This window comes from Vibrio sp. Isolate30, assembly GCF_022397975.1.
Classification (GTDB): domain Bacteria; phylum Pseudomonadota; class Gammaproteobacteria; order Enterobacterales; family Vibrionaceae; genus Vibrio; species Vibrio fortis.
The window spans coordinates 473496-499815 of sequence record NZ_JAKEUS010000001.1; the positions used below are offsets into that span (position 1 = coordinate 473496).

Here is a 26320-nt window from a genome sequence, read left to right on the forward strand (position 1 = left end):
CTCATACCTTTCGGAATGAGCCTTTGGTTTTCTGTATCAACGATGATTGGGTGCGCTCATACTAGTTAAGCGTTTTGACTGTTTGACCTGAGTAATACTTGTCTTTCATTTTTAGAGCGACGTTAACTAGGTAAATAAGTACAGGTACTTCGATCAGCGGGCCAATAACGCCTGCGAATGCTTGGTCTGAGTTAATGCCAAATACTGCGATAGAGACTGCAATCGCTAACTCAAAGTTATTACCCGTTGCTGTGAAAGCGATCGATGCGTTCTTATCGTAATCAATGCCCATTTTCTTACCCATGAAGAAGCTGATAAAGAACATCACAGTGAAATAAATCGTCAGTGGGATAGCAATCAGCAAAACATCCATTGGCAGTTCAACAATCATCTCACCTTTCAGGCTGAACATAAGGACAATCGTCGCTAGTAGGGCAATCAAAGTCATTGGAGAAATGCGTGGAATGAAAACGTCTGTGTACCACTGCTCACCTTTCATCGAAACTAAGATCTTACGACTTAAAAAGCCAGCTAAGAACGGGATTCCCAAGTAGATGAGTACACTATGGGCAATATCAATCATCGAGATATCAACCATCATTCCCTCGTAACCAAACACAGGTGGCAATACGCTGATGAACAACCAAGCCATAAAGCTGTAACTCACGACTTGGAAAGCACTGTTGAGGGCAACTAAAGCTGCACCGTACTCTTTGTTACCGCCACCGATGTCGTTCCAAACCAACACCATTGCCACACAACGTGCAAGGCCGATTAAAATAACGCCGACCATGTATCCTGGGTGATCACCCAAGAAAGTAATGGCTAGAACAAACATCAAGATTGGACCAACGATCCAGTTCATAATGAGTGACAGTTTGATCGCTTGCTTGTCTTTAACCACGGTACCTAACAGGCTGTAATTGACCTTAGCCAGTGGCGGATACATCATCAATATAAGGCCAACAGCCAATGGAATATTGGTGCTGCCAACCGACATCGACTCATTCCATTGCTCTATCTGTGGGAACATAATACCTAGCAGTACACCTAGCCCCATGGCGATGAAGATCCAGAGTGTTAAGTAGCGATCAAGAAAACTCAACTTGGGTTTCATACTATTCTCTCTTTTTATCGTTAATCGTCGAAAAACGATTGGTTAAGGTAAAAAAACACACTAAAGAAAACAGACCTTACTCTGGCCTATCGCTTAGTGTGATGGTTTTGTTCTTGCCAATAATGGCGGTTACTTCAAAATGTTATTAAAGATAGATTCAAAGCGTTCAATATTGTTACGGTCAATGCGGTAACACATCTTTGGTGGGATGGATTCCGCTGTAATAAAGCCACTGGCTTTCAGAATTCTCAAGTGTTCAGAAACCGTCGATTGAGCAAGACCTAACTCGCTAACTAAGTCACTATTTAAACAGCCACCTGCCTTCTCTAAAGCAGAGAGAATACTCAAAATACGTACTCTTGCAGGGTGCGCAAGTGCTTTGGCTAGGGTTGCCATCTCTTGTTCTGCTTCACCGTTACCTGGTGGTAGTGTGCCGCAGTTACCCTTCGCTTCGCATTGTGCTGTCATAGTGGTGCTTCGCTTACTACTAATCGTTAAAAGACGATTAATAGTAAGGCGATTTGTTTGGTCGGTCAAATTTATCTTGTTTGGCTGAATACTTAGCTATTGGTGACTATATTTTTTTATCAATAAATCATAGCGCTAGAGGTTTTTACCTCCAACCCAGTAGAGTGGCCATGAATGAGTTTTACTACTGTTATTTAGCAGAGTGCCAATAAAAACCAGAGCCAAACTACCACTCAATACTGGTGTGATCAGAAACATCCAATCTATATTCGCTGTGCCAGCAAGTGCTATCACAATCGGGTTAGCACCTGCAGGAGGGTGCACTGCTCGGAAATGCTGCATTAGCATGATGGCCGTCCCGACAGCAATCGCCATAACGAGGTAAGAGTCACCAAACATAAACAGCGCTGATAACCCTACAGCGGCTGAAATAAAGTGACCGAGTACAATGTTTCTTGGCTGAGCGAGTGGTGATGTGGGTACCGCAAACAACAGCACACATGTGGCGCCAAATGGTGCCATTAACCAAGGTATCCCTGAATATTCGGCAAGCAGAGACAAAACTAAAATTCCCGCTGTTCCACCTATGAAGCCTTTAAATTTCTGCAAAGTGTCAGCTTTTGGGGGCAGCATTCCTCCACCCGACAGTCGATTTCTCATACTTATTTCCTCGATTAAGGTAGTTTGATATTAAAAGTGTACAGATCTGTACCGTTTGATTGGAATGATACAGATCTGTACACTTCTTGCAATGGCATATTTCAAGTAGTGTTTTAAAACACATCTAACGAGTTGAAAGTAATGAGCAAAAAAGATCTTATTCTGGATGTGGCAGAGTCTCTTTTTAATCGACTTGGCTACACCGCGGTAGGCGTTGACATGATTCGTGATGAGGCGGGGGTCTCAAAGACCTCGATGTATCGTCATTTTGGTTCTAAAACCAAGCTCATTGAATCGGTATTAGCAAGACGCCACCAAAGGTTTGAGCAAAGTTTAGAGGAGTATATTTCTCAAGCTCAGGATTTTGAGGGTAAGCTGTCTGCTCTTTTGGATTGGCATTTCGATTGGTTCGCGCAAGATGACTTTAAGGGGTGTATGTTCATGCATGCACTTGCCGAGTTTAAGGAGTCAGAAACTGAGATTACGGCTTTGTCTCGGCAACATAAAATCTGGATTAAAAACCTTGTTCATCGGGTTATCAACTCCTCATCAAGCAACGATCCTCGCTCAGAAATGATGATGGTATTTTTGGAAGGCCTGATTGTAAGAAGTGAGTTTGAAAGATTGGAAGCCGATAAACAGCAGTACCATAAAACTTGGTTGATGTTAGCGGGTTGCTGATTTATAGGCAGTAAAAACACCAACACGAGCGTTCTCATGTTGGTGTTTTTACTAATTAGAGTTCAACCAAATCAGTAAGTGAGCTAAACGAATTCATTAAACTGTTACCAGACTTTTTGCTTTGTGGTATTTCCACTCCAGCACTGCTGTGGCATTGCGCTACGATATTGCTCTCGCTGAGTCCTTTACATTTAGTGAGAAGGTTAGCCACTTCAGATTCATTTCCTAGGGCTTTATGTGCCGCTATGTACTCCGGCAAGAATGGCACTTGAGTACCGATAACTTGTTCACCTTTGGTCAAAAGTTTGAGTGAATTAGCTGGCTTTTTCTGTTCGCGATAAGATTGTGCCGCTAAGGTAAAGGTTTGAATTGATGCATAATCCCAGTTCTTAATCAGAGCAAGGTTTTGCAATGCTTTCGCATCTTGATTTTGCGCTTTACGCACACCATAAAAGGCCAGTCTCGGGTAAGCATGATTTTTTGTTGGTCCCGATACGGCTTTTCTCGCAAGCGTTTCAGCGGTTTTGATATCACCAAATTCAAGCGCTTTGAAGGCTTCCGATGCATGCCAATAGTTTTCTTGAATCTGTTGGCCTTTGCCTTTTTTCACCACTTGTTCAAACTCACCAGGCGACATCTTTCGCTTACGTTCTTTACGATATTCTCGTTTTATGTAGGCGGATAAGTCTTTCTTACGGTCCATTGGAGAGGCGTGTCTAGCAGAGAAACTTTGTAGCAGTTGTGTGCCGGCTTCATTGGCGGCCAAATAACCTAAGTTACTCCATTTGTTATCACTAGATAGGTGTTTACCTGCGTCACTCGCCAATGTGACAAAGCTCTGAAACTCTTGTTTCTTGGCTTTGAGTTGAGCTTCTGTGAATTTGTGACTGCTCTCTAGACGCTCCAACACTGGAGAAAATGCACGTGGGCTGTATCCGGCCTTAACCAACAAGTCCATACCGAGCAAATCGGCTTCGTCTTCATCACTACGGCTCATTGAGGAGCTAATAACATCGCGGCTTAGCCTGTTGATAGTCAAACCGGCTCGATAAGAGTCTTGAATCAGGCTCTTGGTCGAATCCTTGTTCTGACTCGTGACTTTGTAGCCGTTAGCGGTCTTTTCCGTTTTCATATCGGTAATGAGGGCGGTACTCATTGCGATATTGGCGGTTTTACTGACCAAGGCGCTCTGTTTTGCAAAGTACTCATTGGTGGCGTTGTGCTCTAAAAGAATATGAGAAAGTTCATGAGCAATAATGAAAGCAAGCTCGTCTTCCGACTCCGCATCTGCTAATACGCCTTGAGTAATGACAATGGTATTGGGTGTTGCGTAGGCTGAATAGTTCCGATCAGACGACACCATGATAGAGATCTCTTTATCTATCGGTTTGTCCCATTGTTTGAGGATCTTAGCTAATAAGCCATCAAGGTATTTGTTGACGTAAGGGTTGGCGATAAGATCTTTATCCGCTGCGGCTCGAGTATTGACGATGTTCTTAAACTCTTGACTCGCGGCAGCGTTAGTAGCAGCGGTTTTGCTTGCAGGCGAATTGGTTTCGCCGAGGTGTTGGTCGATAAACTTTCCATCAAAGGACTCATACTTGCTACCCATGATATTGTTGATACTGTCTACCGCACAGCCAGACAGTATGAGGGGAGCGGCAATCCAAAGTAGTTTTTTCATTAGTTACACCCCTCACCAAGACCCAATGTTGCGTAAGTACCGCTGTCGCTTTTTGCGCTGATTTTTTGAGTGCTACACACAACGCTCGCCACCGCCGTCTTATTCAACTGAACTTCAATTTGGTCAAACCATTTTTCTTGGCCGTTGATTTTTACCATTACCATTTGTTCTTCTTGGTCATAGTTTTCCACTACTAGGCCAGTCTTTTTAGGGTCCGGTAGGGTATTCTTTGGGACATCTGCGCAACTGTTGTCCTTGTCGCAAACCCAAACATTATCGACTAAAAAATCGATAACCTTGACTTGCTCTTGCGCCATAGCAGCCGATGATGCAAGACCAAAACTTAAGCCCATAACTAACATTGATAGCGATTTCATAAATGTTCCTTATTTACTGAATGTTTTTGTTTATTGTGTGTTTCTTAGTTTATGTTTTGTGTTTTTTGCGAATAGACAGACCCTCTCTTTGTAAGATTGGAGTTTTGGTCTGAAAGCTTCAAAAATGAAGAAGAAAAAGATGGGTAAGTCGATGAATATTATTAGGATTAACCCATACCAGTTAGGCGCGCCTACATTGAGTACGAAGTGAGATATCGCGACAGAAAGCGCGATCACCGCGATAATGATCAGCATAGGTACGAAGGCACCCCATAGCTTTTGTCGCTCATCGAAATGTTGCGTCTCTTGTTGCTCCAAAAAGTTGAAGCGAAACCAAATCACAAGAAACAACACGATGGTTTGAACTGATATTTCGACCATGTCAGCGATGCTTAGGTTGAATAAACCTGCGTCGTCAGGCGACCGCCAATACTCGCCGTCGAGCGTGACCAAGTTATCGAGAGCCATAGCATGAAAGTAGACGCCCGGAAGCGTGCCATGAACGGGCGATACCACGAGGTCAACACCGCCAGTCACGTGGTAACCAACCAATACCATTTTTCCTTGAATGGCTTGCTTTAGTTCGGGAGAGCCAGCTGCGCCTGGAGCACTCAGCTTAGAGGCCGCGATGGTAAGAAAAGGTGGACAACGTTTTCGAAGTGCACTGTCGACATCATCTTGGTCTTGGATACCTTGTGTCAGGCTAACGATGAGTAACTCCTTGAGTTGTTGCCACTGACTGAGGGTTCCATCACCGCAACTCATCCCTAACGGAAAGAATTTTTCTTGGTTTGGTGCATGTTTATTACTCCATTGGACGATAACGGAATCATCAAGATCGTCCATTTGTGTTTCATCGCAGCCAGGGGCGCGGCTGCACCAATCTTTATACATTGCAGCGGCAACAGTGTTCATCTTTTTGCCATTCCAAGGAACAGAAAGAGGGTAATAGCGACCTTCTCCACTCCATGATACGGCAGCGAGCTCAGAAACATTGGCGATTTTATGTCTTAGTGATTCAGGGTCATTGAGACGAGCCTCTGTATCGTAATTGGTATTACTGGCCATAAATATGGGGAACTTTTGGCGGTCTAAGGTCGTTAACCAACGGTTGAGATTATCGGAGTGTTCATGGTGTTGAAGAATGTCATAGAACATTGATTGTGGTTCAAACCGAGAAATGGTTTTGAGCAATCGAGCAAGGTTCCGATAACTGACTGGATATGTGTTGGTTTGATCGATGTATTGGTCATCGATCAATACCACGACGATTTCATCGGAAACCGATTCACTAAAAAATGGAGACCATAGCCTAAGTATGTGGTCTTCATAATGATCTTCTGCAGAATTACGAATACCCAACGGATCAACAATAAAGACAAGTAAAATTAGACCAGTAGTAATAAGTGCTTTGGAAAATATTTCTAAACTAAAAGACATCAAATGCTGACCGTCGATAACCTATAGGCAAATTGTTGGTGAACAACCTGTTGCAAATTTGTTCAAAAATAACACTACAAGATGATGCTTTATGGGAGCGGTATCACAAATGAGACTGGCATTTATTAATGAAACAATAAGTTAATGATAAGTCCCATTTTGAGTGGAAATTATTGATTTAACTGTCAGTTGAAATATGTGTTTGAGACAAGAAATCGCGCCTCATCTTGAGATATACTCTCGCTCTTGGTTCGCTACTGCGGGCAGAAAACAATAATTTTAGGGTAAGTTTTGAAGATGCCACACCACAACATTAAATTTATCGCTGCTGATATGGACGGCACTCTACTCAATGAGCACGGTAAGCTCGATCCTGCATTCTTTGATCTTTATGAAAAGCTAGAAGCGCAAGACATTATGTTTGCTGCGGCTTCCGGTCGTCAGTACTACAGCTTAATGGAGACTTTCGCTCCGATTAAAGATCGCATGATGTTCGTTGCTGAAAATGGCACATTAGTGATGCACAAAGGTGAAGAACTTTACAGCTGCACGATCGACAAAGCGTCAATTCAATCCATCATTAAAGAAGCACGTAAAATTGAAGGTGCTCACTTGGTGCTTTGTGGTAAGAAGTCGGCGTATATTGAAACGCAAGATGAGCAAGCGACCACCGAGTTTGCTAAGTACTACCACCGCTGCGAATACGTAGAAGATTTGCTAACGGTTGACGATGAGTTTATCAAAGTGGCCATTTGTCATTTTGAAGGTTCTCAGGAGTTTGTGAACCCTTCGATTAACGAAAAATTTGGTCAAGATTTTCAAGTCGTAGTCAGTGCTAAAATCTGGCTGGATGTGATGAATGCAGAAGCATCCAAAGGTGCGGCGATCAAACATCTTCAGAATACTTTGGGCTTCACATTCGAGCAGACGATGAGCTTTGGTGATTACCTTAACGATTACGAGATGCTAAAAGAGAGTTACCACTCTTACGCAATGGATAATGCGCATCCACAATTAAAAGAGATTGCGCGTTTTAGTGCGCCGAGCAATAAAGAAGCGGGTGTTTTCCAGGTGATTGAAAAGCTTCTTAGCTAATCCGTCCCAACTTCTCTTATTTCATCGCAAACCAGCTCATTCGTATGAGCTGGTTTTTTGTTTGCGTGTTTTTAATTAGCGATTAAACACATTGATTAGAGAGTGTGCATTCTGGGCTAATCTGCTTAACGAGTTGTGTCATCCAAAGTGCTGCGGCTAGTACAATGATGCCAGCAATTACAAACCCGTACACAATCGCATCGGCTGAGGCTAAGAAAGCAATGAGCACGTAACTCAAGCTTTGCGTCATAGTAGCGAATAAGGTTAGGCCACCATCAACACGTCCTCGATGAGCCATATTCACAGAATGGTGCATCCAGTTGGTTCGTGCAATTCGATTGAGCGCGTTGAAGGCACCAAGAGCTAGGGTTAGTGCGATGATGTAAATAGGGTCACTGAGTTGGCCAATCGCCACCAAGGTCATACCAATGACGATCATCGACACTTGCATAATGGTTTGATGAGAAATCATTTTAAGGATTTTAGGTATCAATAAACCAATAATTAAGGCTCCAACTCCTAAAGCTATGTTGTAAAGGGCTAACCAATCACCTGTAATTTCGATTTCAGAGAACCAAATAGGGACTAGACGGCTGAGAAAGGTGAGGACTGGATAAGAGAGACACGACGCCATCAAAAAGGCAAAGAAAGAGGGTGATTGAACAACGAGTGTCTTTATCTCTACGAGTTGCTGCTTGAATGGTGTGCGAACGGATGATTTGATACGGCGCTGATAAGGGGTTAGCAGGTAGCTAAAGGTTGCCAATAAAGACGCGACACCTGCAAACAATCCAAACTCTATAATGCTCCATTTTTCCAATAGAATGACACCCAGCGCTCCTGCCCCTAATGTCGTAGATTGCATCACAATTTCTTGGTAGCTCGAGATCTTTGCGTATTCGGTTTGGTCATAGTTTTCTTGCGTAAATGCGTTATTGGTATGCCAAGCCAAGTTACTTGATACCCAAAAGATCAATTGCGCTGCTCCTAACACCCAAAGGCTGCCCCAACCGATAACGTAGATCAAAGCGACCAAAAATGCCGTCATGAATTGAATCACTTGCATCCACACCAATATGTTTTTACGTGAATGTCTGTCGATCAAAGCTGAGAAATAGGGCGTTGAACAGAAGGTTGTTAAAGTACAAGCCAATGCGGTGAGCGCAACAAACTCACCTTGACCGGGCTGACTGAGCATCAGCCAAGGTAGTGCTAGCATAAAAAGACCTGAGCTGATGCCATCAAAGAATCGTCCTGCAAGATAAGGTGGGGTTTTACTTTTCATACTCTGTCCATGTAATTGTGTTCGTTTTGAGCTACTCTAATTCCTAAAGTTAACTTGAGGTCAAACGGTTTTAGGAGAAAGTTTATGCATATGACAGTCGGGCAGGTAGCCAAGCGAGCTGGTGTCAGTGTTCCAACGTTGCATTTCTATGAGAAGAAAGGGCTAATCACTAGTACTCGAGATCAAGGCAATCGCCGCCAGTTTGACCGACAAATCTTGCGTAGAATTGCCGTGATCAAAGCGGCGCAAAATATTGGTTTATCGCTGCAAGAGATCATTGATGCTCTAGCAACCCTGCCCACTCATCGAGCACCTAAGAAAGAAGAGTGGGAACAGCTCGCGTTGGATTGGAACAAACAGTTAGAGGCAAAAATTCAAAGTTTAAAGAAGCTTCAAAATGAATTAAGTGGCTGTATTCATTGTGGATGTTTATCGATGGAGAAGTGCAAGCTATATAACCCAGATGACACGAAAGGGGTGCACGAAGCCGGTGGTAGCTTGATTCAAGGTAGGCCAGAGTCTGGTAATTGACCTTGCTGTCGACCAATATTGGCGGAAGGTCAGATCTATATAAGCTAGAACTAATTTATTATTGAACGACTGTTCATGTTTGGCTATATTAGTTCAACCAGAACAACTGTACACAGAGTACTAAGTGATAAATGATGAGTAATAAAATCCAGTTAGATGTGGTTTCCGATGTCATGTGCCCTTGGTGCGTAGTTGGATATAAAAATTTGGAAAAAGCGATTCAAGAGCTTGGGCTAGAACAGAATATTGAACTGCAATGGCAGCCTTTTGAGCTAAATCCAGATATGCCGCAAGAGGGTGAAAATCTTCGTGATCATCTGATGCGTAAGTATCAAATCACCGCAGAGCAGAGTCAGCAAAACCGTTTAAATATCGCTGAACGTGGTAAAGAGGTTGGGTTTACGTTCGACTTTTACGACGATATGAGAATGGTGAATTCTCGCCATCTACACGTACTGCTTGAGTATGCTAGTGAGCATGGCAAACAAACTGAGTTGAAACTGCGCTTTTTTACCGCGCACTTTAGCGAACAGAAAGATCTTTCAGACCTTAGCGTAGTAAAATCCGAGCTAGAGCAAGTTGGGTTAGACGCTGAAAAAGCCCTAGAGCGTTTGGAGCAGGCATCTCATATCGAACAGGTTGAAGCGCAAGAGTTCCAATGGCAAAGGCTGGGTATCTCATCGGTGCCAACCGTAGTGATCAATCGCACCAGTGCTGTAACGGGCGCGCAAACGGTTGAAACCTATAAGCAGATTCTGTTAGAAGAGTTAGAGCAAGCGTCGTAGATATCTCCCTTGCTTCTCCAGTGTGTTTGCTGTTTTGTGACTGTGTCGTTTTACAGCAAACATGCGAATCGATAGGCTTCTGTCATTCCCTTCATCAATCACAGGATCTCTATGGAGTCACTGTCGCTTGCTCAAGCCCGAAAGATCATTCTGCACTCTCAGTTATTGCCACCTAAGCAGATTAAACAACCCTCCAAAGCAGTCACTTTGTCGGCAATAGAGCAGCTTGGTTACATTCAAATTGACACCATCTCTGTGATTCAACGTGCTCACCACCATACGTTGTGGAACCGGAATGCTCGTTACCACCCCAAGGATCTTGATGCGCTACTCGATCAGAAACAGGTATTCGAATATTGGTCACATGCCGCTGCCTATCTACCAATGCGTGACTATCGTTACAGTCTGTATCGCAAAAACGCTTTCAGAACTGGGCAGTTGAAACACTGGTATAGAAAAGACCAAACACTGATGGATGGTGTACTTAAGCGAATTGAGCAAGAAGGGCCTCTAATGGCCAAGGACTTTGAAGGCGAACGTGCTAACAAAGGTGGTTGGGGTGGAAAACCCGCCAAGCAAGCATTGGAAACCTTATTCATGCAGGGTGACCTAATGGTGCCTAAGCGGGTCAATTTTCACAAGGTTTACGACTTAACCGAGCGTGTTATCCCAAGTCATATTGATACCAGTGTTCCGAGTGATTTCGAATATGCTCGGTATCTTATCGTCCAATATTTAGAGGCGAATGGGGTAGGGCTTGTTTCTGAGATGAGCTATCTGCTGAAAAACGTAAAGCCGTTGCTTAATCAAACACTGCATCAGATGCTGGAAGAGGGGGAAGTAGTAGAAGTCGCCATAGGGCAGCAGAATTACTACATGCTTCCTCACTCGTTTGAGTTATTAAAGCGTCCGCTAAGTCGCAGCAAACTCAAGATTTTGTCGCCATTTGATAATCTGTTGATTCAAAGAAAGCGAATGACTGCACTGTTTGATTTCGACTACTTGATTGAATGCTACGTGCCAGAGGCGAAGCGTCAGTATGGCTACTTTAGTTTGCCAATACTGTGGCAGGGTGAGTTGGTGGCGCGCATGGATTGTAAGGTGGAAAGGAAGAAAGGCTGCCTTAATATCAATAACTTGGTATTAGAGGGCAAGCTACAACAACAGGATGCCTTTATAGAGGCACTGATCCAAGAGTTGTCTCACTTTATGGCGTTCAATCAAAGTCATTACTGCGTTGTTCACAAGACTTCACCTGCCACACTTCGTCAACCCTTGGCTGAGCGTTTAAAGCGGCTATTTGATTAGTGCCAGTTCACTCAATATGAAGTCGACAAAGGTTCGATTTTTGAGCGATAGCTGCTTGGTTTTGTATAGTAGGTGTATGGGTTTTGGCTTAGGCGCTTGTCCAACTAAGATCTCTTTGAGTGTGCCTTTCTCTAACTCGTCTTTGACTAAAATTCGTGGCTGCAACAGCACTCCAACGCCTTGCAGTGCGGCATAGCGCAGCACATCCCCATTGTTAGACGTTAAACGGATATGTTCCGACGTTCCCGACTGAGTGGCCGTTTGTCTGGTTTGACTATCACCACGGCTAGAGTAGCTAAATCCTAGGGAGGGGTGTTTTGTGAGATCGTCCAGTGACTCGATCTTAGGGTGATGTTCTAGATAGCAAGGCGAAACGCAATAAATCATCTCATAATGGCCTAAGTGACGAGCGACCAAACTGGAGTCTGTAAGGTCACCGATACGCACGATCAAATCAATATCAGAAGAGTAGGGATCGACCAGATCATTATTGAGCATGAGCTCGACGTTGATACTTGGGTGTTGGCTCAAGAATTTAGCAATGATGGGAGCCAAAACCTTATTTCCATAGGTAATTGGGCTGTTAATTTTAACGGTGCCCTGTGGCCTATTTTCGAGAGTTTGGATCAGGTTTTCCGCATTGCTGATATCTTCCAATATCCGTTTACACTCGCGGTAGTAGAGTTGCCCTGAGTCAGTCAGCGACTGCTTGCGTGTGGTTCGGTGCAAGAGCTGAGTGTTAAGACCGGTCTCTAGTGAATGGATATGTTTGCTGATCATAGTGGCGGAAAGTGCAAAGTGATCAGCCGCGCGCCGAAAACTGCCTTGCTCCACGACGTAAGCGAACACCTTCATACTGGTGAGTTTATCCATATTTCGACCTTATTAAACACTCTAGGTTTACAAATAATAAACGAAAGATGAGTTTATCAATTATTAAGGGGTAATTATATTGAGGATGAATTAAAACTGTGGAAAGACAAGAATGACTAATCCAATCTTCGTGACGGCGGAACTAAGAATAAAGCCAAACATTGAGCGTGCTGTTGCCATCGAGGCCATCGAACAATTCTGTGTAGACATGCAAGGTGAAGCGGGTTGCCTGCAGGCTATTGCAACCTATGATGAAAAGCAGAGTGATCGCGTTATATTGCTTGAGCAGTACGTCGATCGTGAAGCTATTAACCAACACTTTGGTATGCCTCATACACAGGCGTTTATCGAGCGTGATATTGCGGAATTAGTGCAAACATTTGAAACTCAAAAGCAGGAGCAGTAAGCGATGAAATGGGGAATCCTAGGGACTAGCTTTATTTCGGGCGTAATGGCAGATGCAATCAAAGGTGATGCTAAAAGCGAGTTGTATGCAGTTGCTGGGCGTACAGAGAAAACACTGAACGAGTTTGCCGCGCAGTATCGGCCAACTCTAACCTTCAATAGCTATGATGCGCTGATTGACGATGAGTCGGTCGATATTATCTACATCGCTTTACCTAACCACGTTCACCACGAATACGTAATCAAAGCCGCTCAAAACGGCAAAGCGATTCTGTGTGAAAAATCGTTGTCGGTTGATATGGAAAAAACCGAGCAAGCTCTGCAAGCGGTGAAAGAAGCGGGTGTGTTCTTTGCTGAAGGCTTGATGTACCTAAACCATCCACTGATCGCCAAGCTTCACCAAGAGCTGGCAACCGGCGAAATCGGTGAAATACGCTCAATTCAAGGTTCATACGTGGCGGCGATTGACCAGTTTGTGAACCCTGAGAGCAAAGGCGCATTGTACAACTTAGGTTGTTACCCTATGTCACTGATTCACTCCGTCGCACAACACCAGTTTGGTGAGTGTGTATTTGATGACGTGCAGATCTCAGCAATCGGCCGACGCGGTCATGATGGTAACATTTGTGAATCATCAGCCTTGATACGCTTTAATGACACTTTCACTGCGCAAATCCACACTGCTGAAGACCACGGCTTAAAGCATGGCTTTACGGTTTTAGGCAGTAAAGGCTGTATCACGCTCGACACCAATCCGTGGCTACCGACTGAAGAAAACACGTTCACGGTTGAGATCTATGAGACGTCGACACGTGAAGTGAAAGTTGAAGCGCAAGGCGATGGATTCCACTACCAAGTTCGAAACATTCGTCATGCTGTCGAGCGAGGTGAAAAACAACTCACAGCGCCAATGGCTACTCATCAAGCTTCTCACGTAATCATGAAGTTACTGACTGATTGGGAACAAGCGGCAAGCGCTTAATCTGCATCTAAGTTGTCGACTCATGTTGAATGATCTCGCGGAGATATTATCAATAGAGCATGAGTCGATATTAATTATTCTTCTCTAACGTCCTTTCTACAATCTCCTATAAACCCTTTGCATTCGAAACAGCCAAAGGGTTCAATACAGCTTAAGAAATTAAAGTTGCAAAAACCTTATGTTTTAAGGTGTTAAATAGGGATTCCGCTTCATGCGCAAATCAGATAAGAAGATCGAAAATCAAATCAGAGACGTGCTGACCGATGTTTGTGAAGGCACTTTGAAAGGCTATGACGGTTTTCTTTGGGTGACTCATACGGTCAACTTCTCTTCTTTTCCCCAGAGCCTAAAAATTGTCTGTGTATTCGATACTAATCAAGACAGAACGAACTTTTTAGAAGGTGGTGGTCAACAAAAGGTGGCTGCGGTGGTTCAAAGTGCATTCAATCTGGTTGGGATTAAATTGAAGAATCCTGATAAGCACATGAGTTACGACACTCAAGAAAATTGCGACCGTGATCATCAAGGCAAATGGAACTTGCGACTTTAGTTCTGAGGGCTCTTCAATCATCCCGCTGTATTGTGCATAAAGGCTATAAATGGAAAAAAATCAAAACATGTTTAGTAAGAGCGTATTACTCGGTACGCTCGGAGAACTCTCATGGCTAGCACTATGTCTGCTTGCAGGAGGTGTCGTTTGGTTTGTTTGGATGATGTGGGGAGTCAATGTTGTTCCTTTTGACGATCCTTACCTTTCCGATGCTGAGTATCAGCACTTAATTGAGCAGGAAACTCAGATGATTAACGCCGGCCTATGGGTAGGCAAGCTCTATATTGCAAGCGTGGTGACGTTTTTCACTGTTCGGATTGTAAAAGTGTTTCGAGCAAAAAAGTAAAAAAACTATAAGGAATGGATACGAACATCAGAGCATCGAAACCCAATCGACTGAGCAGCATTCATTAGCGCAGTTTGCGTTTTGAACACTCTGGGTTTAGCGGCTTTTCCAGATTCAAGGAAGCTTTGCACCCCCCATTTATTGCTCTTGACCAAAAGATAATAACCACTCTTCTCTGGTGATACGACACCAACGGCTTCATTTAAGTCGCCTTGCTCAAAGTGGTGCTTAAATTCACGTAACAACATATCAATCTCACTATCTGATAACTAAAAAAGGGAGCGAATCGCTCCCTCGTCCATATGGTATTTAATGATTACAGGAATGCGCGGTAAGGCAGTTCTGGATCATTCTTGAAGATGTCAGCAAAGCCACGGAAGTGCTGGTAGTGCATGCGACCTTTGTCTGTTGGGTAAGTGTACTTACCACCCACTTGCCAGAAGAAAGGTGCGAAGCCGTATTGAAGACGCTCTTTCTTCATGTTCCATAGCATCTCGATTTCACGAGGATCGTTTTGGAAGTTTGCCCAAATGTCATGGTGGAATGGAACCACCACTTCACAGTTCAGAGATTCAGCAGCACGAAGGATATCTGAAGACGTCATTTTATCAGTCACGCCACGTGGGTTCTCACCGTAAGAAAGCAGTGCTACATCGATTTTGTGGTCGTTACCGTGCTTCGCGTAGTAGTTCGAGTAGTGAGAGTCACCTGAGTGGTAAACAGAGCCGCCAGTTGTTTCTACCAAGTAGTTCACAGCGCGGTCATCCATGCCATCCAGAATGTCTTTATCGATAGAAGACGTACCTTCTGGAAGAGTGACAAGCGCTGTACGGTCGAATGCGTCTAGAACCTTGATGTTTACGTCTTTAATGCGAATCTCGTCACCAACTTTAGCAATAACACAACGATCTTCTGGCACACCCCATTTCATCCATAAATCAACACACGCTTTAGGACCAATGAATTTCACGTGATCACCACAGTTTTGTAGAACTGCCGCTGCAACGTTGATGTCGATGTGGTCACCATGGTCATGTGATGCCATTACCGCATCAATTTCTTTAATCGCAAATGGGTCTAGCGGGAAGATAGCAGTACGTAGGTTTGGTTGAAGCGCTTCAACACCACCCATACGCATCATTTGGTGTTGGTTTTTCATTTTTTGAACCGCTTGTGTCTTCTTACCAGTACCACACCAGAAGTCCATTGATAGGTTTGCGCCTTCTTCAGATTTTAACCAGATACCTGTACAGCCAAGCCACCACATAGAGAACGTGCCTGGTTCAACTACAGTTTGTTCAATCTCTTCATTTAACCATGTGCCCCACTCTGGGAATGTATTTAGGATCCAAGATTCGCGAGTGATTTCGTTTACATTGCTCATGATAATACCTTTTATTTCAATAACTTGATTAATTTTGGATGTAGGGGGCCGAGCGCCTTAATTTGGACTAAGGCACTGAGCTGAAATTTATTATTATTTGAGGGCGGGTTAGCCCATTAGATTTACACTAAGATGACTTGCGTCCCTTGAGCTTCAATCTTTTTAACCACGTCTGGGTTGGCATCTTTACCGGTGATTACGATGTCTATTTGCTTGGCATCGCAAAACAGCATTCCGGTCCTTTGTCCAACTTTAGAGCTGTCTACCACAACGACTAACTTGTCGACTTGTTCTAACATTTGTTGCTCGGCAACGGCGGTTAGCATGTCGGCTTTGTAGAGACCCGCATCAGTTAACCCTTTACCAGACGTAAACATCCAGTTCCCGGCATAGCCACCCAATGAGTTTGGTGCTGGGTTTAAAAAGATGTTCTGTGCCTTGTTGTATTGGCCACCAATGATGATCACGTCGTCATGATCTTCGTTGATCAGGTAGCTAGCGAGTGGGAAATAGTTCGTGACGATCTGAACGTCTTCTCCACACAGCTGCTGACCCAGCAGGAAAGCGGTTGAACCACAGTTGATGACGACGGTGTCACCCGCCTGACAAAGCTCGGCAGCGGCATGCGCTATTTGAGATTTCTCTTCATAAAACTCAGTACTGTTGATATTGAGCGGTGACCACTTTCTTTTTTGGTTTTCTATTCTTTCGGCGCCATTTCGTACCTTTCGAAGTCTGCCTAACTCATCTAATTTTGCGATATCACGTCTAGCTGTTGCCGGTGAAACTCCAAAATTATCAATAATATGAGAGACGTTAATCGTCTGCATGTCTTCTAGTAACGACAAGATGCCGTTGTGTCTTTGCACTTCGTTCATATTTATCACTCTATTTGTCTCTGTGACAACTTTATGATTACTTTTGATTTGTTTTGATTCTAATAATCACATTGATGATTGTCAAATATCCCAACTTACAAAACAAGACTTTAATCACAATCTATTTTAAGTTGTTGTTTTTAATGGCTTTATTGTTTTTGTGTGTGATCCGGCGCTCAATTAACCACATTGTTGGGGTGGATAATTGACATAAATCAAAGTAATCATAAGTGAGCATTGAATGATTACTTTTGATTGTTAAAGTTTATCTCGTGAGCAAAACAAGACATCACTGAAACCTACAAATCATTAAAAATACAAATTATATCAGGGGTAAAGATATGGAGTTCTTATACGATATCTTCTATATTTTTTACAGTCAGGTTATGACCAAAGCACCTTTGCTGCTTGGTATCGTAACTTGTCTCGGTTACATTCTTCTCAAACGTGACGCAACAACCGTTATCTCCGGTTCAATCAAAACCATAGTTGGTTTTATGATTGTGCAAGTGGGTGCGGGAACACTGGTAGCAGGCTTCAAACCTGTTATTGAAAAGATGAGTGAAATTCATGGATTGACAGGCTCGGTAATCGACCCTTACACCTCCATGATGGCCACCATGGAAACCATGGGTGATAATTACTCTTGGGTTGGGTACGCAGTCCTTATGGCACTGGGCATCAACATTCTTTTGGTTGCCTTCCGCAGAATTACGGGTATCCGCACCATCATGCTTACGGGACATATCATGTTCCAACAAGCTGGCTTGATTGCTGTTTTCTACTTCGTGCTTGGCGCGGGTATGTGGGAAACCATCATCTACTCTGCAATTCTGATGGCTCTATACTGGGGCATCTCTTCCAACATCATGTTCAAGCCTACACAAGAAGTGACAGGCGGCGCAGGCTTCTCGATTGGTCACCAACAGCAGTTTGCATCTTGGGTTGCAACGAAAGTTGCTCCGAAGTTGGGTGACAAGAACGACAGTGTAGACCACATCAACCTACCGAAATGGTTACACATCTTCCACGACAGTATTGCTGCGACTACGTTAGTCATGACGGCATTCTTCGGCATCATTCTTCTCTCTTTCGGTCTTGATAACCTTCAAGAGATGGCAGGTAGCACGCACTGGCTTATCTACATCTTCGAAACGGGTCTGAAATTCGCAGTAGCGATTCAAGTAATCGTAACCGGTGTACGTATGTTCGTTGCCGAGCTTTCTGAAGCGTTTAACGGTATTTCTCAACGTCTCATCCCGAATGCAGTTCTTGCGATTGACTGTGCGGCTATCTACGCATACTCACCAAACGCAATGGTGTTCGGTTTCCTTTGGGGGGCAGTGGGTCAATTCACAGCAGTATTGGCGATGTTGGCTTTCGATGCGCCAATCATGATTATCCCTGGCTTCATTCCAATGTTCTTCTCTAACGCAACGATTGGTGTGTTCGCTAACCACTTCGGCGGCTGGAAAGCGGTGATGAAGATCTGTTTCGTGATGGGCATTATCGAGGTGGTTGGTTCAGCTTGGGCGATTCACATCTTCGCGCAATCAGGTACTGAGTTTAACGGCTGGATGGGTATGGCTGACTGGGCTCTCGTATTCCCACCAATCATGCAAGGTATCTCTAGCTCTAGCATGTTCTTCTTTGTTGTGGTCGCACTAGCGGGTGTTTACATGTACTTCGCATCGAAAGCACTGCGTGCTGAAGAAGACGGCGAAGCGCAACAAGCGCAAACCATGACAGCAGTAACACCAGAAGGCGTAGAAGTTGAGGTTGAAGCGCCTAACTCTCAAACACCTAAGTCAGAAGCGCCAGTAAAATCTCAAGTGGTGGCTGAGGCTCCACAAGCGAGCGGCGCCACGGAACAGAAACCAGTACGAGTTCTCGTGTGCTGTGGCTCTGGCCAAGGTTCTTCAATGATGTGTTCTAAGAAGATTAAAGAGTTCTTAGATAAGAAAGGGGTTCCGGCAACCACATTCAATAGTGCAATCACAGACTACAAATCACACTTAGGCTCATTCGACATTATCGTTACTTCGGTTGCGCTGGCTGAAAAGATTACCAACTTACCGGAAGGTAAACAGCAGCTAGCAGTGAAGAACATGATCATGGTGAAAACCTTTGGTGATGAGCTGATTTCACTTATCGAAAACAACTTCCACAAATAATTGAACTAGCCCAGCGGAAAAGCGGCTGGGCTAATAAAAATACTAATAACAAAATACTAAGTGAGCAAAACAATGAACTTGAAAGAATCTCTGATTACCAACAACTCAATTCAACTTAATGCAAAAGCAACCGACTGGCAGTCGGCTATCAAAATCGGTACTGATGCACTGGTTAAAGCAGGTGTGGCTGAAGAACGCTACTACGATGCGATCATCAAAGCGATTTCCGCTGAAGGCCCATACATCTGTATTCACGATGCATTCGCTCTACCACACTGCCGCCCAGAAGATGGCGTAATCAAAACAGGCTTTGCGTTAACGGTCTTAGAAACCCCAATTCTTTTTGATGATGTAGACGAGCCAGTCGATGTGCTGATCACCTTGGCAGGTAAAGATTCAGAAGAGCACATCGAAGGCACGATGCAGGTCGCGAACCTAATCGAGTTTGATGAAGATTTCTCAAAACTACGTGCATGTAAAACACCGCAAGATGTGGCGAACCTGATTGATATGGCACTTGCACAAGCAGAAGCGGCTTAAGGAGTCGATATGTCCAAATATAGCCAATTGAAACAACGTGTTTTAGAAGCGAACTTGCAGCTTCCTAAGTACGGCTTAGTGACCTTTACCTGGGGCAATGTTTCTGAGTTTGACCGTGAAAATGGCGTGATAGCGATTAAACCTTCAGGTGTTGAATACAGTGACATGACGGCTGACGACATGGTGGTAGTGGATTTAGAGGGCAACATCATTGAAGGCAAGCTGAATCCTTCAAGTGATACAGCTACTCACCTGGAGCTCTACAAAGCGTTCCCAGACATCGGCGGTATTGTTCATACCCACTCTCGCAGTGCAACGATTTGGGCGCAGGCGGGCATAGATATTCCAGCTCTGGGCACGACACATGCTGACTATTTCTATGGTGATATTCCGTGTACTCGCAAGCTCTCGAACAGCGAAATTGCTGACCAGTATGAGAAAAACACTGGCTTGGTGATCATCGAAGAGTTTATTCAGCGTCGTATCGACCCGATGGCAGTACCGAGTGTGATTGTGGCGGGGCATGCGCCTTTCTCTTGGGGCAAAGATGCCAAAGACGCCGTACATAACGCAGTGGTGCTAGAGGAAGTGTCGGCCATGGCATTGGCTACACGCTCGCTGAACAGTGGCATCAAGATTCAGCCGGAGCTATCAGACAAACATTACCTACGTAAGCACGGTGAAAATGCTTACTACGGGCAGCAATAAGTGTGATGTGAGGAGGGGCGATGTATCAAGTATTGGCGTTAGACCTTGATGGAACCGTGTTGACCGATGATCACACCATCCATCCTGAAGTGAAAAAAGCGATCCAAGAGGCCAAGCAACATTGCCATGTGATGATCGTGACTGGTAGGCATCACACCGCAGCAAGGCCTTATTACTATGAGTTAGGGCTAGACACTCCAATTATCTGCTGCAACGGGACCTATGTGTATGACTACCAAACAGAGACCGTTTTAACTCAGAACGCAATTGAGCATGAGCATGCTCTGACGTTCATCGACCTAGCACAGGAACACAAGCTCAAGATGGTGATGTACATCACCGATGCGATGACGTACTCCAACTACAACCCATTCGCCTACATGTTGGCGTTGGAAGAGTGGGCTGAGCAAGCACCAGAGCATCACAAGCCAAATATCTATCGTGTGGATTCATTCTCAGAAACGGCGAAGAACACCGAGTTTGTGTGGAAGTTTGTGGTGGAAGGTGAACAAGAATCGGTTGACCGCTTGATGCAAACGTCTTGGGTCAAAGACCACTTTAACGGCGAACGTTCGTGGTCGAACCGAATCGACTTTGCCGCCAAGGGCAATAGTAAAGGCCGACGCCTTGCTGAATACGTGAATGAACTGGGGTTTCTGCCCTCCCAAGTGATTGCCGTTGGTGACAATCACAATGACATATCAATGCTTCAATACGCAGGCTTAGGCGTAGCGATGTTTAATGCTGACGACACCGTCAAATCGAACGCTCAAGCTGTATGCAAAACAGATAACAATCAAGATGGCCTTGCCTATCTAATACGTGAACAAATTAAAGGATAAAACCATGACTAAACCAATGATTCAAATCGCCCTAGACCAAACTAACCTGCCTGCTGCTATTGAAGTGGCGAACAACGTAGAGAGCTACGTAGATGTTATTGAAGTGGGGACTATCCTTGCGTTCGCTGAAGGCATGAAGGCGGTTTCGACACTGCGTAAAAACCATCCTGACCATATCTTAGTGTGTGACATGAAAACCACAGATGGTGGCGCAATTCTGGCTCGTATGGCATTTGAAGCCGGTGCTGACTGGATTACGGTTTCAGCAGCAGCGCATATTGCAACCATTGATGCGTGTAAAAAAGTCGCTGATGAATTTAATGGCGAAATTCAAATCGAGATCTACGGTAACTGGACAATGGAAGATGCTCAAGCATGGGTTGATTTAGGTATTACACAAGCGATCTACCACCGTTCTCGTGATGCTGAGTTGGCGGGCGTGGGCTGGACAGAAGCGGACTTAGTGAAGATGCGTGCTCTGTCTGAGCTGGGTATCGAGCTTTCTATCACTGGTGGCATCGTGCCTGAAGATTTGTACCTATTTGAAGGCATTAAAGCGAAAACCTTCATTGCTGGCCGCGCGCTGGCGGGTGAAAAAGGCCAAGAAACCGCAGAAGCGCTGAAAGAGCAAATCAACCGATACTGGAACTAGGAGGCGTTATGTACCAAAACTTAACGCGCCATCGTGCCGGGCTTTATGAAAAAGCTCTGCCGAATGACTTAAGTTGGGAAGAGAAGCTAAAAACGACGAAAGAGTTAGGCTTTGATTTTCTTGAAATTTCGGTCGATGAATCCGATGAAAGACGCAGCCGTTTAGACTGGGGCGATGAAGAGGTCTATGGCTTACGCCGCTTGTGTGAAGAGCATCAAGTGCCGCTACAGTCGATGTGTTTGAGTGCACACCGCAAGTTCCCATTTGGCTCAGCCGATCCGAAAGTGCGAGAGCAAGCCGTTATCCATATGGAAAAGGCCATTACGCTTGCGTACAAGTTGGGGATTCGCACCATTCAGCTCGCAGGTTATGACGTGTATTACGAGCCTGCAGACAAAGCGACACATCTGCGTTTTATAGAAGGCATGAAGCTCTCGGCACAACTGGCGGAGCGCGCTGGGGTGATGTTAGCGGTTGAAATCATGGACACGGATTACCTGAACTCGTTAAGCAAGTTTGAAGTGTTGAGCCGTGAGATTGATTCGCCTTATTTCACTGCGTATCCAGATGTAGGCAATATCTCGGGTTGGAATTATGACATCGTGACGGAGCTTAAGTTGAGTAAGCCGCGCATTACTCAGATTCACCTTAAAGACACGTATCGCGTCACTCCTGAATACAAAGGGCAGTTCCGTGATTTAGTGATTGGCGAAGGAGAAGTCGATTTCAATGCGATCTTCAAAACATTGAAAGAAACGGAGTGCGTAGTACCACTTGTGATCGAAATGTGGGCGCAAGATGAACACTGGAAAGAGAACATTTTGAAAGCGCAGGTTCGCTTAAACGAAGTTTGTCGTCAAACGGGTGTTATGCCTTTGTTTGGTCATTAACGAAACGTTGGGTTAGAAGTTTAATGCTCTATTCTGACCTAACATGTGCAACATATAACCCCCTATATGTTGCACATTCGGGCAGGCAGAAAGTCGACTTTAAATTGGACTTAAATGGCGACAGTAATGTGGTCGCGTCCTACTTTTGCCATCTCCATCAAAACCTCAGTGTGGTACTTCTTCTTCACGGTAACGTGAGTACCAATTTCACTGGCAATCTTTACGATTTCTAGTGCGTCTGTTGGGTGTAGAGAAGAGTCTTTTGCGATTTCGATGTTTACGCCTAGTTTGACTAGTTCAATTGCGTCGGTTGAATGCATGGTCTTTTTCCAAAATTGAATTTTGGTGGACTATATCACTTTCATTTTATTCAACTCTATACGCATTCCTCAAAAACGGATATCGATCCGATCAAAATAGGATTTCAAGAGTAAAAGCACTCATTGTTTACCACTGCAAAAACTATTTACCGTATTGGTGGCGGAGATCATATTCACAACAAGAATTGATAGTTCCGGTGCGCTGTTCTTATTATGATAAGTGGTAAAAGGATTGAAAAAGTCATGCCGAATTTAGACAAATATAAAGGAATTATCTTTGACTTAGATGGTACCTTGGTTAATTCCATGGTTGCCCACGCTCATGCTTGGGAATTGACCTGCAGTAAGTTCAACATCCCTTATGACAAAGAGTGGTTGGATCAACTGGGCGGCATGCCATCACGAAAAGTCACGCTTGAGATCATGAAGCGATATGACTTATCTCTTGACCCACAACTGGTCACCAAAGACAAAATTGCAAACTTCGAAGCAATTGAGCACAAGGGCAACGTATTACCTGAAACCTACGCCATATTAGAGCGTTATTATCAGCTCAAGAAAGTGGGTATTGGTACGGGCGCACAAGCTAAGCATGCTAAAGCCATTCTAGATACCACCGACATTCCTTCAATGATCACTGCGCTCGTGACCTCCGATGATGTCGATAATCACAAGCCTCATCCCGATACGTTTTTGAAAGTCGCGCAGCAACTTGATGTATTACCAAGTGATTGTGTTGTTTTTGAAGACACACTCATAGGACAGCAAGCGGCGAGCAGTGCCGGGATGGACTGTTTTATGGTGGAAGAGGGTGTCGTCACCACGTTCATACCTGCCAACAACGAATAACTCAAATATACAATAATGACCTCAAGGAACCCTATGAAAGATTACCTTATCGCGCCTTCCATTCTGTCTGCTGATCTTGCTCGTTTAGGCGAAGATGTTGCAAATGTCATTGCAGCTGGTGCTGATGTGATTCACTTTGACGTAATGGATAACCATTATGTACCTAACTTAACCTTTGGTGCTCCGGTGCTAAAGGCTCTGCGTGATTACGGTATTACTGCTCCCATTGATGTCCATTTAATGGCAAAACCCGTTGATTCAATGATCCCGGATTTTGCAAAAGCAGGGGCGAGTATGATTACTTTCCATGTTGAGGCGTCTGAACACGTTGACCGTACGCTACAGCTGATCAAAGAGTGTGGCTGCAAAGCGGGTGTAGTGCTGAACCCTGCAACACCGCTAAGCCATTTGGATTACATCATGGATAAAGTGGATCTTATCTTAGTGATGTCTGTGAATCCTGGCTTTGGAGGCCAATCGTTTATTCCTGCTACGCTAGATAAACTGCGTGAAATTAGACGACGTATCAACCAATCGGGGCGCACAATTCGTTTGGAAGTAGATGGTGGAGTGAAAGTAAATAACATAAAAGAGATTGCTGATGCTGGTGCTGACATGTTTGTTGCTGGGTCGGCGATTTTTGATAGTGAAGACTATCAGCAGACGATTAACGCGATGAGAGCGGAATTGGCTAAGTAGCGCCAACAAAGGCTCGACAACTAGCAGGCTTGGTTTCTTCTTGGTTCAAAGGGGGCTCCAAGCCTTTTTTGTATCTCCCAATCTAGAGAAAATATTGTCTAGAAGAGCCTTAAGGTGTGGTTAGCTTATCTTTAGCGTGACCAAACTAACGATTTACCATTGTGTAATAAAAATACAGAAATTGTTGACTTCAATCACATTTAGGAGGAAAATTAGCCATAGATCACACAACAACGAGAACGAACAATGAATGCTACAGTAATCACAAACGAAAGCAGCAAAACATTAGTAAAACCTTCTGTAATGAATGAAGTTCTTTTCTTTGCAAAGTCTACGGCAATTATGGGTGCAATCATCCTACTTGTTGCTTCTGCTTGGGTTTAATCTCAACAGATAAACACTAGCTAAGTGTGATCAGGGGTGATGCAATATCACCTACTGATACAACTTAGTTCAAGCTCAATTCAACCTCTCCTTACTTCCCTTATACTTCCTTCAGCAGTCATACTGATCTTTATCTCTTCGTTATATGTAAACGTTATTTAAGCGATTGATTTAGCTTGGTGCTTCACCACTGACCAATACAATACGACCATACCGATATAAGCCAGCGCTGGCGCAACATAGCTCATACTTAGCGTAAATGCGTCAATTAAGCTCGCTTGTACAAAAGGCAATGCAATTCCACCAATAGAACACATGATCAGAATCGCGGCTCCTTGTGAGCTCTGTTTGCCAGCTGCTTGAAGCGCTTGAGCGTAAATGATCGGATAAAGTGTCGAGTTGCAAAGGCCGACGACCAGCAGTAAATAGCCTGTCCAAAGGTGATCAAGCAGCAATGCGGTGATACTGATAACAATAGCAACCAAGCATGAACACAAAAACAGAGTGTGTGAGTTCAGGCGTTGGCCAAACTTGGCAAACAACAAACGGCCAATAAACATAAATACCCAATACGCAGCAATGATCTGGGTGGCTGAGATAAGCCCTAAATCACCATACTTTGCGTCTGCCAAATAGGTAATAGTGAAAGTACCAAAGCTCACTTCAACCCCAATGTAGAACAGAAGAACCAGAGCCAATTTTAGGAAAGAACGATTTTTCAATAACGTAAGTAACCCACGCCAGAAGCCGGTTAGCTGCTTCGGTTTAATATCAGGGACATCAATGCGCTGAAAGAATACGAGCAAACCAAGGAAAAAGATCGCGATCATTAGAAAGAGAATGGAAACTTGCTCAGCTGTACTGTTAATTTGATAACTTGTCGCTATTACTACTACCGCACTCAGCACCAAAGGCCCTAGCACTGTTCCTATCGAGTTAGATGCTGTTGCGATGCTCTGTCTAATCACGCTTTTATCGGGTGTTGAAAGCAGAGACACATAAGGTGAGCTGACGACTTGAATGGCAGAAAGCCCCGATGCCATTAACAAGATACCAAGTAAGGTAAGCGTTAAGTCTTGTGAGCGAACTAAATAAGCCATCACCAAGCAGCCTAATACACACCAAAGCAAACAGACTTTTAATGTGCGGCGATAGCCGATTTTTGCCATTACGAATGACGTTGGAAGCGAGACGGTCACTCGAGTGATGAAAAACGCCATCGGAAACAGCATTGCCATTTTATAGTCGAGAGCAAAAGCTTCTTTGTAGTAGGGAATGAGTGAATTGCTTGAGACGGTGATTAGCCCCCAGATAAAAAATATTAGAGACAGCAAAACCAGAGGGGCATCTTTTAACGGGAATACTTTCATAGTGATTCCTTATAAATAGCGACAAAAAAGCAGAAGATGATCT

31 protein-coding genes are annotated in these 26320 nt (G+C 44.2%); 18 read left to right on the plus strand and 13 right to left on the minus strand.

The features are described from left to right. Positions 1-61: 61 nt before the first annotated feature. From arsB to L1D60_RS02145, 3 genes are all read right to left on the minus strand, one after another. On the minus strand, positions 62-1117 hold the full coding sequence (gene arsB / locus L1D60_RS02135) for an ACR3 family arsenite efflux transporter (RefSeq protein WP_239839526.1): 1056 nt from the start codon (positions 1115-1117) through the stop codon (positions 62-64). Positions 1118-1246: 129 nt separating this feature from the next. Continuing rightward, the gene (locus L1D60_RS02140; protein ID WP_239839527.1) at positions 1247-1585 is read right to left on the minus strand and encodes a winged helix-turn-helix domain-containing protein; all 339 of its coding nucleotides are present in this window, start codon (positions 1583-1585) and stop codon (positions 1247-1249) included. A gap of 135 nt (positions 1586-1720) precedes the next feature. Further along, complete coding sequence (locus tag L1D60_RS02145; protein WP_239839528.1) at positions 1721-2245, minus strand: HPP family protein; 525 nt, start codon at positions 2243-2245, stop codon at positions 1721-1723. 141 nt (positions 2246-2386) lie between these two features. Here L1D60_RS02145 and L1D60_RS02150 point away from each other — a divergent pair, with 141 nt between their 5' ends. Further along, positions 2387-2926: a TetR/AcrR family transcriptional regulator gene (locus L1D60_RS02150; RefSeq protein ID WP_239839529.1), complete on the plus strand. Its 540-nt coding sequence runs from the start codon at positions 2387-2389 to the stop codon at positions 2924-2926. A 55-nt stretch (positions 2927-2981) separates the two neighbouring features. Here the strand turns inward: L1D60_RS02150 and L1D60_RS02155 are convergent, their stop codons facing one another. From L1D60_RS02155 to L1D60_RS02165, 3 genes are read right to left on the minus strand one after another with little or no spacing between them, the layout of a single operon-like run. Continuing rightward, positions 2982-4610 carry a M48 family metallopeptidase gene (locus L1D60_RS02155; RefSeq protein WP_239839530.1) on the minus strand — a complete coding sequence of 543 codons (1629 nt, stop codon included), beginning with the start codon at positions 4608-4610 and terminating at the stop codon, positions 2982-2984. Further along, on the minus strand, positions 4610-4987 hold the full coding sequence (locus L1D60_RS02160) for a hypothetical protein (RefSeq protein WP_239839531.1): 378 nt from the start codon (positions 4985-4987) through the stop codon (positions 4610-4612). The genes L1D60_RS02155 and L1D60_RS02160 overlap by 1 nt, the downstream gene beginning before the upstream one ends. Before the next feature lie 30 nt (positions 4988-5017). After that, the gene (locus tag L1D60_RS02165; protein ID WP_239839532.1) at positions 5018-6427 is read right to left on the minus strand and encodes a CHASE2 domain-containing protein; all 1410 of its coding nucleotides are present in this window, start codon (positions 6425-6427) and stop codon (positions 5018-5020) included. Between the two features lie 297 nt (positions 6428-6724). On the opposite strand from L1D60_RS02165, the gene L1D60_RS02170 reads away from it, so the two are divergent. Beyond that, positions 6725-7522, plus strand: coding sequence for a Cof-type HAD-IIB family hydrolase (locus L1D60_RS02170; RefSeq protein WP_239839533.1), 798 nt, complete (start codon positions 6725-6727; stop codon positions 7520-7522). Between the two features lie 82 nt (positions 7523-7604). Here the strand turns inward: L1D60_RS02170 and L1D60_RS02175 are convergent, their stop codons facing one another. Further along, positions 7605-8807 (minus strand): MFS transporter, encoded by a 1203-nt coding sequence (locus L1D60_RS02175; RefSeq protein WP_239839534.1) that lies wholly within the window; start codon positions 8805-8807, stop codon positions 7605-7607. An 84-nt stretch (positions 8808-8891) separates the two neighbouring features. Between L1D60_RS02175 and soxR the strand changes: the two genes are divergently transcribed. From soxR to L1D60_RS02190, 3 genes are all read left to right on the plus strand, one after another. Continuing rightward, positions 8892-9338: a redox-sensitive transcriptional activator SoxR gene (soxR, locus tag L1D60_RS02180; protein ID WP_239839535.1), complete on the plus strand. Its 447-nt coding sequence runs from the start codon at positions 8892-8894 to the stop codon at positions 9336-9338. A gap of 134 nt (positions 9339-9472) precedes the next feature. After that, positions 9473-10123, plus strand: a complete 651-nt coding sequence (locus L1D60_RS02185) for a DsbA family oxidoreductase (RefSeq protein WP_239839536.1) — start codon at positions 9473-9475, stop codon at positions 10121-10123. A gap of 111 nt (positions 10124-10234) precedes the next feature. Continuing rightward, positions 10235-11431 carry a crosslink repair DNA glycosylase YcaQ family protein gene (locus tag L1D60_RS02190; protein WP_239839537.1) on the plus strand — a complete coding sequence of 399 codons (1197 nt, stop codon included), beginning with the start codon at positions 10235-10237 and terminating at the stop codon, positions 11429-11431. Here the strand turns inward: L1D60_RS02190 and L1D60_RS02195 are convergent. After that, on the minus strand, positions 11420-12304 hold the full coding sequence (locus L1D60_RS02195) for a LysR substrate-binding domain-containing protein (protein ID WP_239839538.1): 885 nt from the start codon (positions 12302-12304) through the stop codon (positions 11420-11422). The genes L1D60_RS02190 and L1D60_RS02195 overlap by 12 nt on opposite strands. A gap of 112 nt (positions 12305-12416) precedes the next feature. On the opposite strand from L1D60_RS02195, the gene L1D60_RS02200 reads away from it, so the two are divergent. The 4 genes from L1D60_RS02200 (at position 12417) to L1D60_RS02215 (ending at position 14587) form a co-directional block, all read left to right on the plus strand. After that, a complete protein-coding gene (locus L1D60_RS02200; protein WP_239839539.1) occupies positions 12417-12710 on the plus strand; it encodes an antibiotic biosynthesis monooxygenase in 294 nt (97 codons plus the stop codon). A 3-nt stretch (positions 12711-12713) separates the two neighbouring features. Beyond that, entirely contained in the window at positions 12714-13691 is a 978-nt protein-coding gene (locus L1D60_RS02205; protein ID WP_239839540.1) for a Gfo/Idh/MocA family oxidoreductase, read from the plus strand. Between the two features lie 211 nt (positions 13692-13902). Beyond that, the gene (locus L1D60_RS02210; RefSeq protein WP_239839541.1) at positions 13903-14241 is read left to right on the plus strand and encodes a Fis family transcriptional regulator; all 339 of its coding nucleotides are present in this window, start codon (positions 13903-13905) and stop codon (positions 14239-14241) included. 67 nt (positions 14242-14308) lie between these two features. Continuing rightward, positions 14309-14587: a hypothetical protein gene (locus L1D60_RS02215; protein ID WP_239839542.1), complete on the plus strand. Its 279-nt coding sequence runs from the start codon at positions 14309-14311 to the stop codon at positions 14585-14587. Between the two features lie 5 nt (positions 14588-14592). Here L1D60_RS02215 and L1D60_RS02220 read toward each other — a convergent pair whose 3' ends face one another. The 3 genes from L1D60_RS02220 to ulaR all read right to left on the minus strand — a co-directional run bounded on the left by L1D60_RS02220 (position 14593) and on the right by ulaR (position 16849). Next, positions 14593-14835 (minus strand): hypothetical protein, encoded by a 243-nt coding sequence (locus tag L1D60_RS02220; RefSeq protein ID WP_239839543.1) that lies wholly within the window; start codon positions 14833-14835, stop codon positions 14593-14595. A 68-nt stretch (positions 14836-14903) separates the two neighbouring features. After that, positions 14904-15971, minus strand: coding sequence for an L-ascorbate 6-phosphate lactonase (ulaG, locus tag L1D60_RS02225; protein ID WP_008215922.1), 1068 nt, complete (start codon positions 15969-15971; stop codon positions 14904-14906). Between the two features lie 122 nt (positions 15972-16093). Further along, complete coding sequence (ulaR, locus tag L1D60_RS02230; protein WP_239839544.1) at positions 16094-16849, minus strand: HTH-type transcriptional regulator UlaR; 756 nt, start codon at positions 16847-16849, stop codon at positions 16094-16096. 341 nt (positions 16850-17190) lie between these two features. Between ulaR and L1D60_RS02235 the strand changes: the two genes are divergently transcribed. From L1D60_RS02235 to L1D60_RS02260, 6 genes are all read left to right on the plus strand, one after another. Then, positions 17191-19023 (plus strand): PTS ascorbate-specific subunit IIBC, encoded by a 1833-nt coding sequence (locus L1D60_RS02235; protein WP_239839545.1) that lies wholly within the window; start codon positions 17191-17193, stop codon positions 19021-19023. A gap of 72 nt (positions 19024-19095) precedes the next feature. Further along, positions 19096-19563, plus strand: coding sequence for a PTS sugar transporter subunit IIA (locus L1D60_RS02240; RefSeq protein ID WP_008215917.1), 468 nt, complete (start codon positions 19096-19098; stop codon positions 19561-19563). A gap of 9 nt (positions 19564-19572) precedes the next feature. Beyond that, positions 19573-20271 (plus strand): L-ribulose-5-phosphate 4-epimerase, encoded by a 699-nt coding sequence (locus L1D60_RS02245; RefSeq protein ID WP_152469916.1) that lies wholly within the window; start codon positions 19573-19575, stop codon positions 20269-20271. A 20-nt stretch (positions 20272-20291) separates the two neighbouring features. Beyond that, a complete protein-coding gene (locus L1D60_RS02250; RefSeq protein WP_239839546.1) occupies positions 20292-21113 on the plus strand; it encodes a pyridoxal phosphatase in 822 nt (273 codons plus the stop codon). Positions 21114-21117: 4 nt separating this feature from the next. Then, the gene (locus tag L1D60_RS02255) at positions 21118-21765 is read left to right on the plus strand and encodes a 3-keto-L-gulonate-6-phosphate decarboxylase UlaD (protein ID WP_008215914.1); all 648 of its coding nucleotides are present in this window, start codon (positions 21118-21120) and stop codon (positions 21763-21765) included. Between the two features lie 8 nt (positions 21766-21773). Then, positions 21774-22655, plus strand: a complete 882-nt coding sequence (locus L1D60_RS02260) for an L-ribulose-5-phosphate 3-epimerase (RefSeq protein ID WP_239839547.1) — start codon at positions 21774-21776, stop codon at positions 22653-22655. 110 nt (positions 22656-22765) lie between these two features. Here L1D60_RS02260 and L1D60_RS02265 read toward each other — a convergent pair whose 3' ends face one another. Next, entirely contained in the window at positions 22766-22975 is a 210-nt protein-coding gene (locus L1D60_RS02265; protein ID WP_008215911.1) for a hypothetical protein, read from the minus strand. Positions 22976-23218: 243 nt separating this feature from the next. Between L1D60_RS02265 and L1D60_RS02270 the strand changes: the two genes are divergently transcribed. The 3 genes from L1D60_RS02270 (at position 23219) to L1D60_RS02280 (ending at position 24907) form a co-directional block, all read left to right on the plus strand. Continuing rightward, positions 23219-23824, plus strand: a complete 606-nt coding sequence (locus L1D60_RS02270) for a beta-phosphoglucomutase family hydrolase (RefSeq protein WP_239839548.1) — start codon at positions 23219-23221, stop codon at positions 23822-23824. A 33-nt stretch (positions 23825-23857) separates the two neighbouring features. Next, the gene (gene rpe, locus L1D60_RS02275; RefSeq protein WP_239839549.1) at positions 23858-24523 is read left to right on the plus strand and encodes a ribulose-phosphate 3-epimerase; all 666 of its coding nucleotides are present in this window, start codon (positions 23858-23860) and stop codon (positions 24521-24523) included. 246 nt (positions 24524-24769) lie between these two features. Beyond that, a complete protein-coding gene (locus tag L1D60_RS02280; RefSeq protein ID WP_162884311.1) occupies positions 24770-24907 on the plus strand; it encodes a hypothetical protein in 138 nt (45 codons plus the stop codon). Between the two features lie 158 nt (positions 24908-25065). Here L1D60_RS02280 and L1D60_RS02285 read toward each other — a convergent pair whose 3' ends face one another. After that, positions 25066-26277: an MFS transporter gene (locus L1D60_RS02285; protein WP_239839550.1), complete on the minus strand. Its 1212-nt coding sequence runs from the start codon at positions 26275-26277 to the stop codon at positions 25066-25068. Positions 26278-26320: the final 43 nt, after the last annotated feature.

What these genes read in the sequence shown, in the direction of transcription:
- arsB (WP_239839526.1), bottom strand. Translation starts at nt 1,117, where the DNA reads ATGAAACCCAAGTTGAGTTTTCTTGATCGCTACTTAACACTCTGGATC.
- L1D60_RS02140 (WP_239839527.1), bottom strand. Translation starts at nt 1,585, where the DNA reads ATGACAGCACAATGCGAAGCGAAGGGTAACTGCGGCACACTACCACCA.
- L1D60_RS02145 (WP_239839528.1), bottom strand. Translation starts at nt 2,245, where the DNA reads ATGAGAAATCGACTGTCGGGTGGAGGAATGCTGCCCCCAAAAGCTGAC.
- L1D60_RS02150 (WP_239839529.1), top strand. Translation starts at nt 2,387, where the DNA reads ATGAGCAAAAAAGATCTTATTCTGGATGTGGCAGAGTCTCTTTTTAAT.
- L1D60_RS02155 (WP_239839530.1), bottom strand. Translation starts at nt 4,610, where the DNA reads ATGAAAAAACTACTTTGGATTGCCGCTCCCCTCATACTGTCTGGCTGT.
- L1D60_RS02160 (WP_239839531.1), bottom strand. Translation starts at nt 4,987, where the DNA reads ATGAAATCGCTATCAATGTTAGTTATGGGCTTAAGTTTTGGTCTTGCA.
- L1D60_RS02165 (WP_239839532.1), bottom strand. Translation starts at nt 6,427, where the DNA reads ATGTCTTTTAGTTTAGAAATATTTTCCAAAGCACTTATTACTACTGGT.
- L1D60_RS02170 (WP_239839533.1), top strand. Translation starts at nt 6,725, where the DNA reads ATGCCACACCACAACATTAAATTTATCGCTGCTGATATGGACGGCACT.
- L1D60_RS02175 (WP_239839534.1), bottom strand. Translation starts at nt 8,807, where the DNA reads ATGAAAAGTAAAACCCCACCTTATCTTGCAGGACGATTCTTTGATGGC.
- soxR (WP_239839535.1), top strand. Translation starts at nt 8,892, where the DNA reads ATGCATATGACAGTCGGGCAGGTAGCCAAGCGAGCTGGTGTCAGTGTT.
- L1D60_RS02185 (WP_239839536.1), top strand. Translation starts at nt 9,473, where the DNA reads ATGAGTAATAAAATCCAGTTAGATGTGGTTTCCGATGTCATGTGCCCT.
- L1D60_RS02190 (WP_239839537.1), top strand. Translation starts at nt 10,235, where the DNA reads ATGGAGTCACTGTCGCTTGCTCAAGCCCGAAAGATCATTCTGCACTCT.
- L1D60_RS02195 (WP_239839538.1), bottom strand. Translation starts at nt 12,304, where the DNA reads ATGGATAAACTCACCAGTATGAAGGTGTTCGCTTACGTCGTGGAGCAA.
- L1D60_RS02200 (WP_239839539.1), top strand. Translation starts at nt 12,417, where the DNA reads ATGACTAATCCAATCTTCGTGACGGCGGAACTAAGAATAAAGCCAAAC.
- L1D60_RS02205 (WP_239839540.1), top strand. Translation starts at nt 12,714, where the DNA reads ATGAAATGGGGAATCCTAGGGACTAGCTTTATTTCGGGCGTAATGGCA.
- L1D60_RS02210 (WP_239839541.1), top strand. Translation starts at nt 13,903, where the DNA reads ATGCGCAAATCAGATAAGAAGATCGAAAATCAAATCAGAGACGTGCTG.
- L1D60_RS02215 (WP_239839542.1), top strand. Translation starts at nt 14,309, where the DNA reads ATGTTTAGTAAGAGCGTATTACTCGGTACGCTCGGAGAACTCTCATGG.
- L1D60_RS02220 (WP_239839543.1), bottom strand. Translation starts at nt 14,835, where the DNA reads ATGTTGTTACGTGAATTTAAGCACCACTTTGAGCAAGGCGACTTAAAT.
- ulaG (WP_008215922.1), bottom strand. Translation starts at nt 15,971, where the DNA reads ATGAGCAATGTAAACGAAATCACTCGCGAATCTTGGATCCTAAATACA.
- ulaR (WP_239839544.1), bottom strand. Translation starts at nt 16,849, where the DNA reads ATGAACGAAGTGCAAAGACACAACGGCATCTTGTCGTTACTAGAAGAC.
- L1D60_RS02235 (WP_239839545.1), top strand. Translation starts at nt 17,191, where the DNA reads ATGGAGTTCTTATACGATATCTTCTATATTTTTTACAGTCAGGTTATG.
- L1D60_RS02240 (WP_008215917.1), top strand. Translation starts at nt 19,096, where the DNA reads ATGAACTTGAAAGAATCTCTGATTACCAACAACTCAATTCAACTTAAT.
- L1D60_RS02245 (WP_152469916.1), top strand. Translation starts at nt 19,573, where the DNA reads ATGTCCAAATATAGCCAATTGAAACAACGTGTTTTAGAAGCGAACTTG.
- L1D60_RS02250 (WP_239839546.1), top strand. Translation starts at nt 20,292, where the DNA reads ATGTATCAAGTATTGGCGTTAGACCTTGATGGAACCGTGTTGACCGAT.
- L1D60_RS02255 (WP_008215914.1), top strand. Translation starts at nt 21,118, where the DNA reads ATGACTAAACCAATGATTCAAATCGCCCTAGACCAAACTAACCTGCCT.
- L1D60_RS02260 (WP_239839547.1), top strand. Translation starts at nt 21,774, where the DNA reads ATGTACCAAAACTTAACGCGCCATCGTGCCGGGCTTTATGAAAAAGCT.
- L1D60_RS02265 (WP_008215911.1), bottom strand. Translation starts at nt 22,975, where the DNA reads ATGCATTCAACCGACGCAATTGAACTAGTCAAACTAGGCGTAAACATC.
- L1D60_RS02270 (WP_239839548.1), top strand. Translation starts at nt 23,219, where the DNA reads ATGCCGAATTTAGACAAATATAAAGGAATTATCTTTGACTTAGATGGT.
- rpe (WP_239839549.1), top strand. Translation starts at nt 23,858, where the DNA reads ATGAAAGATTACCTTATCGCGCCTTCCATTCTGTCTGCTGATCTTGCT.
- L1D60_RS02280 (WP_162884311.1), top strand. Translation starts at nt 24,770, where the DNA reads ATGAATGCTACAGTAATCACAAACGAAAGCAGCAAAACATTAGTAAAA.
- L1D60_RS02285 (WP_239839550.1), bottom strand. Translation starts at nt 26,277, where the DNA reads ATGAAAGTATTCCCGTTAAAAGATGCCCCTCTGGTTTTGCTGTCTCTA.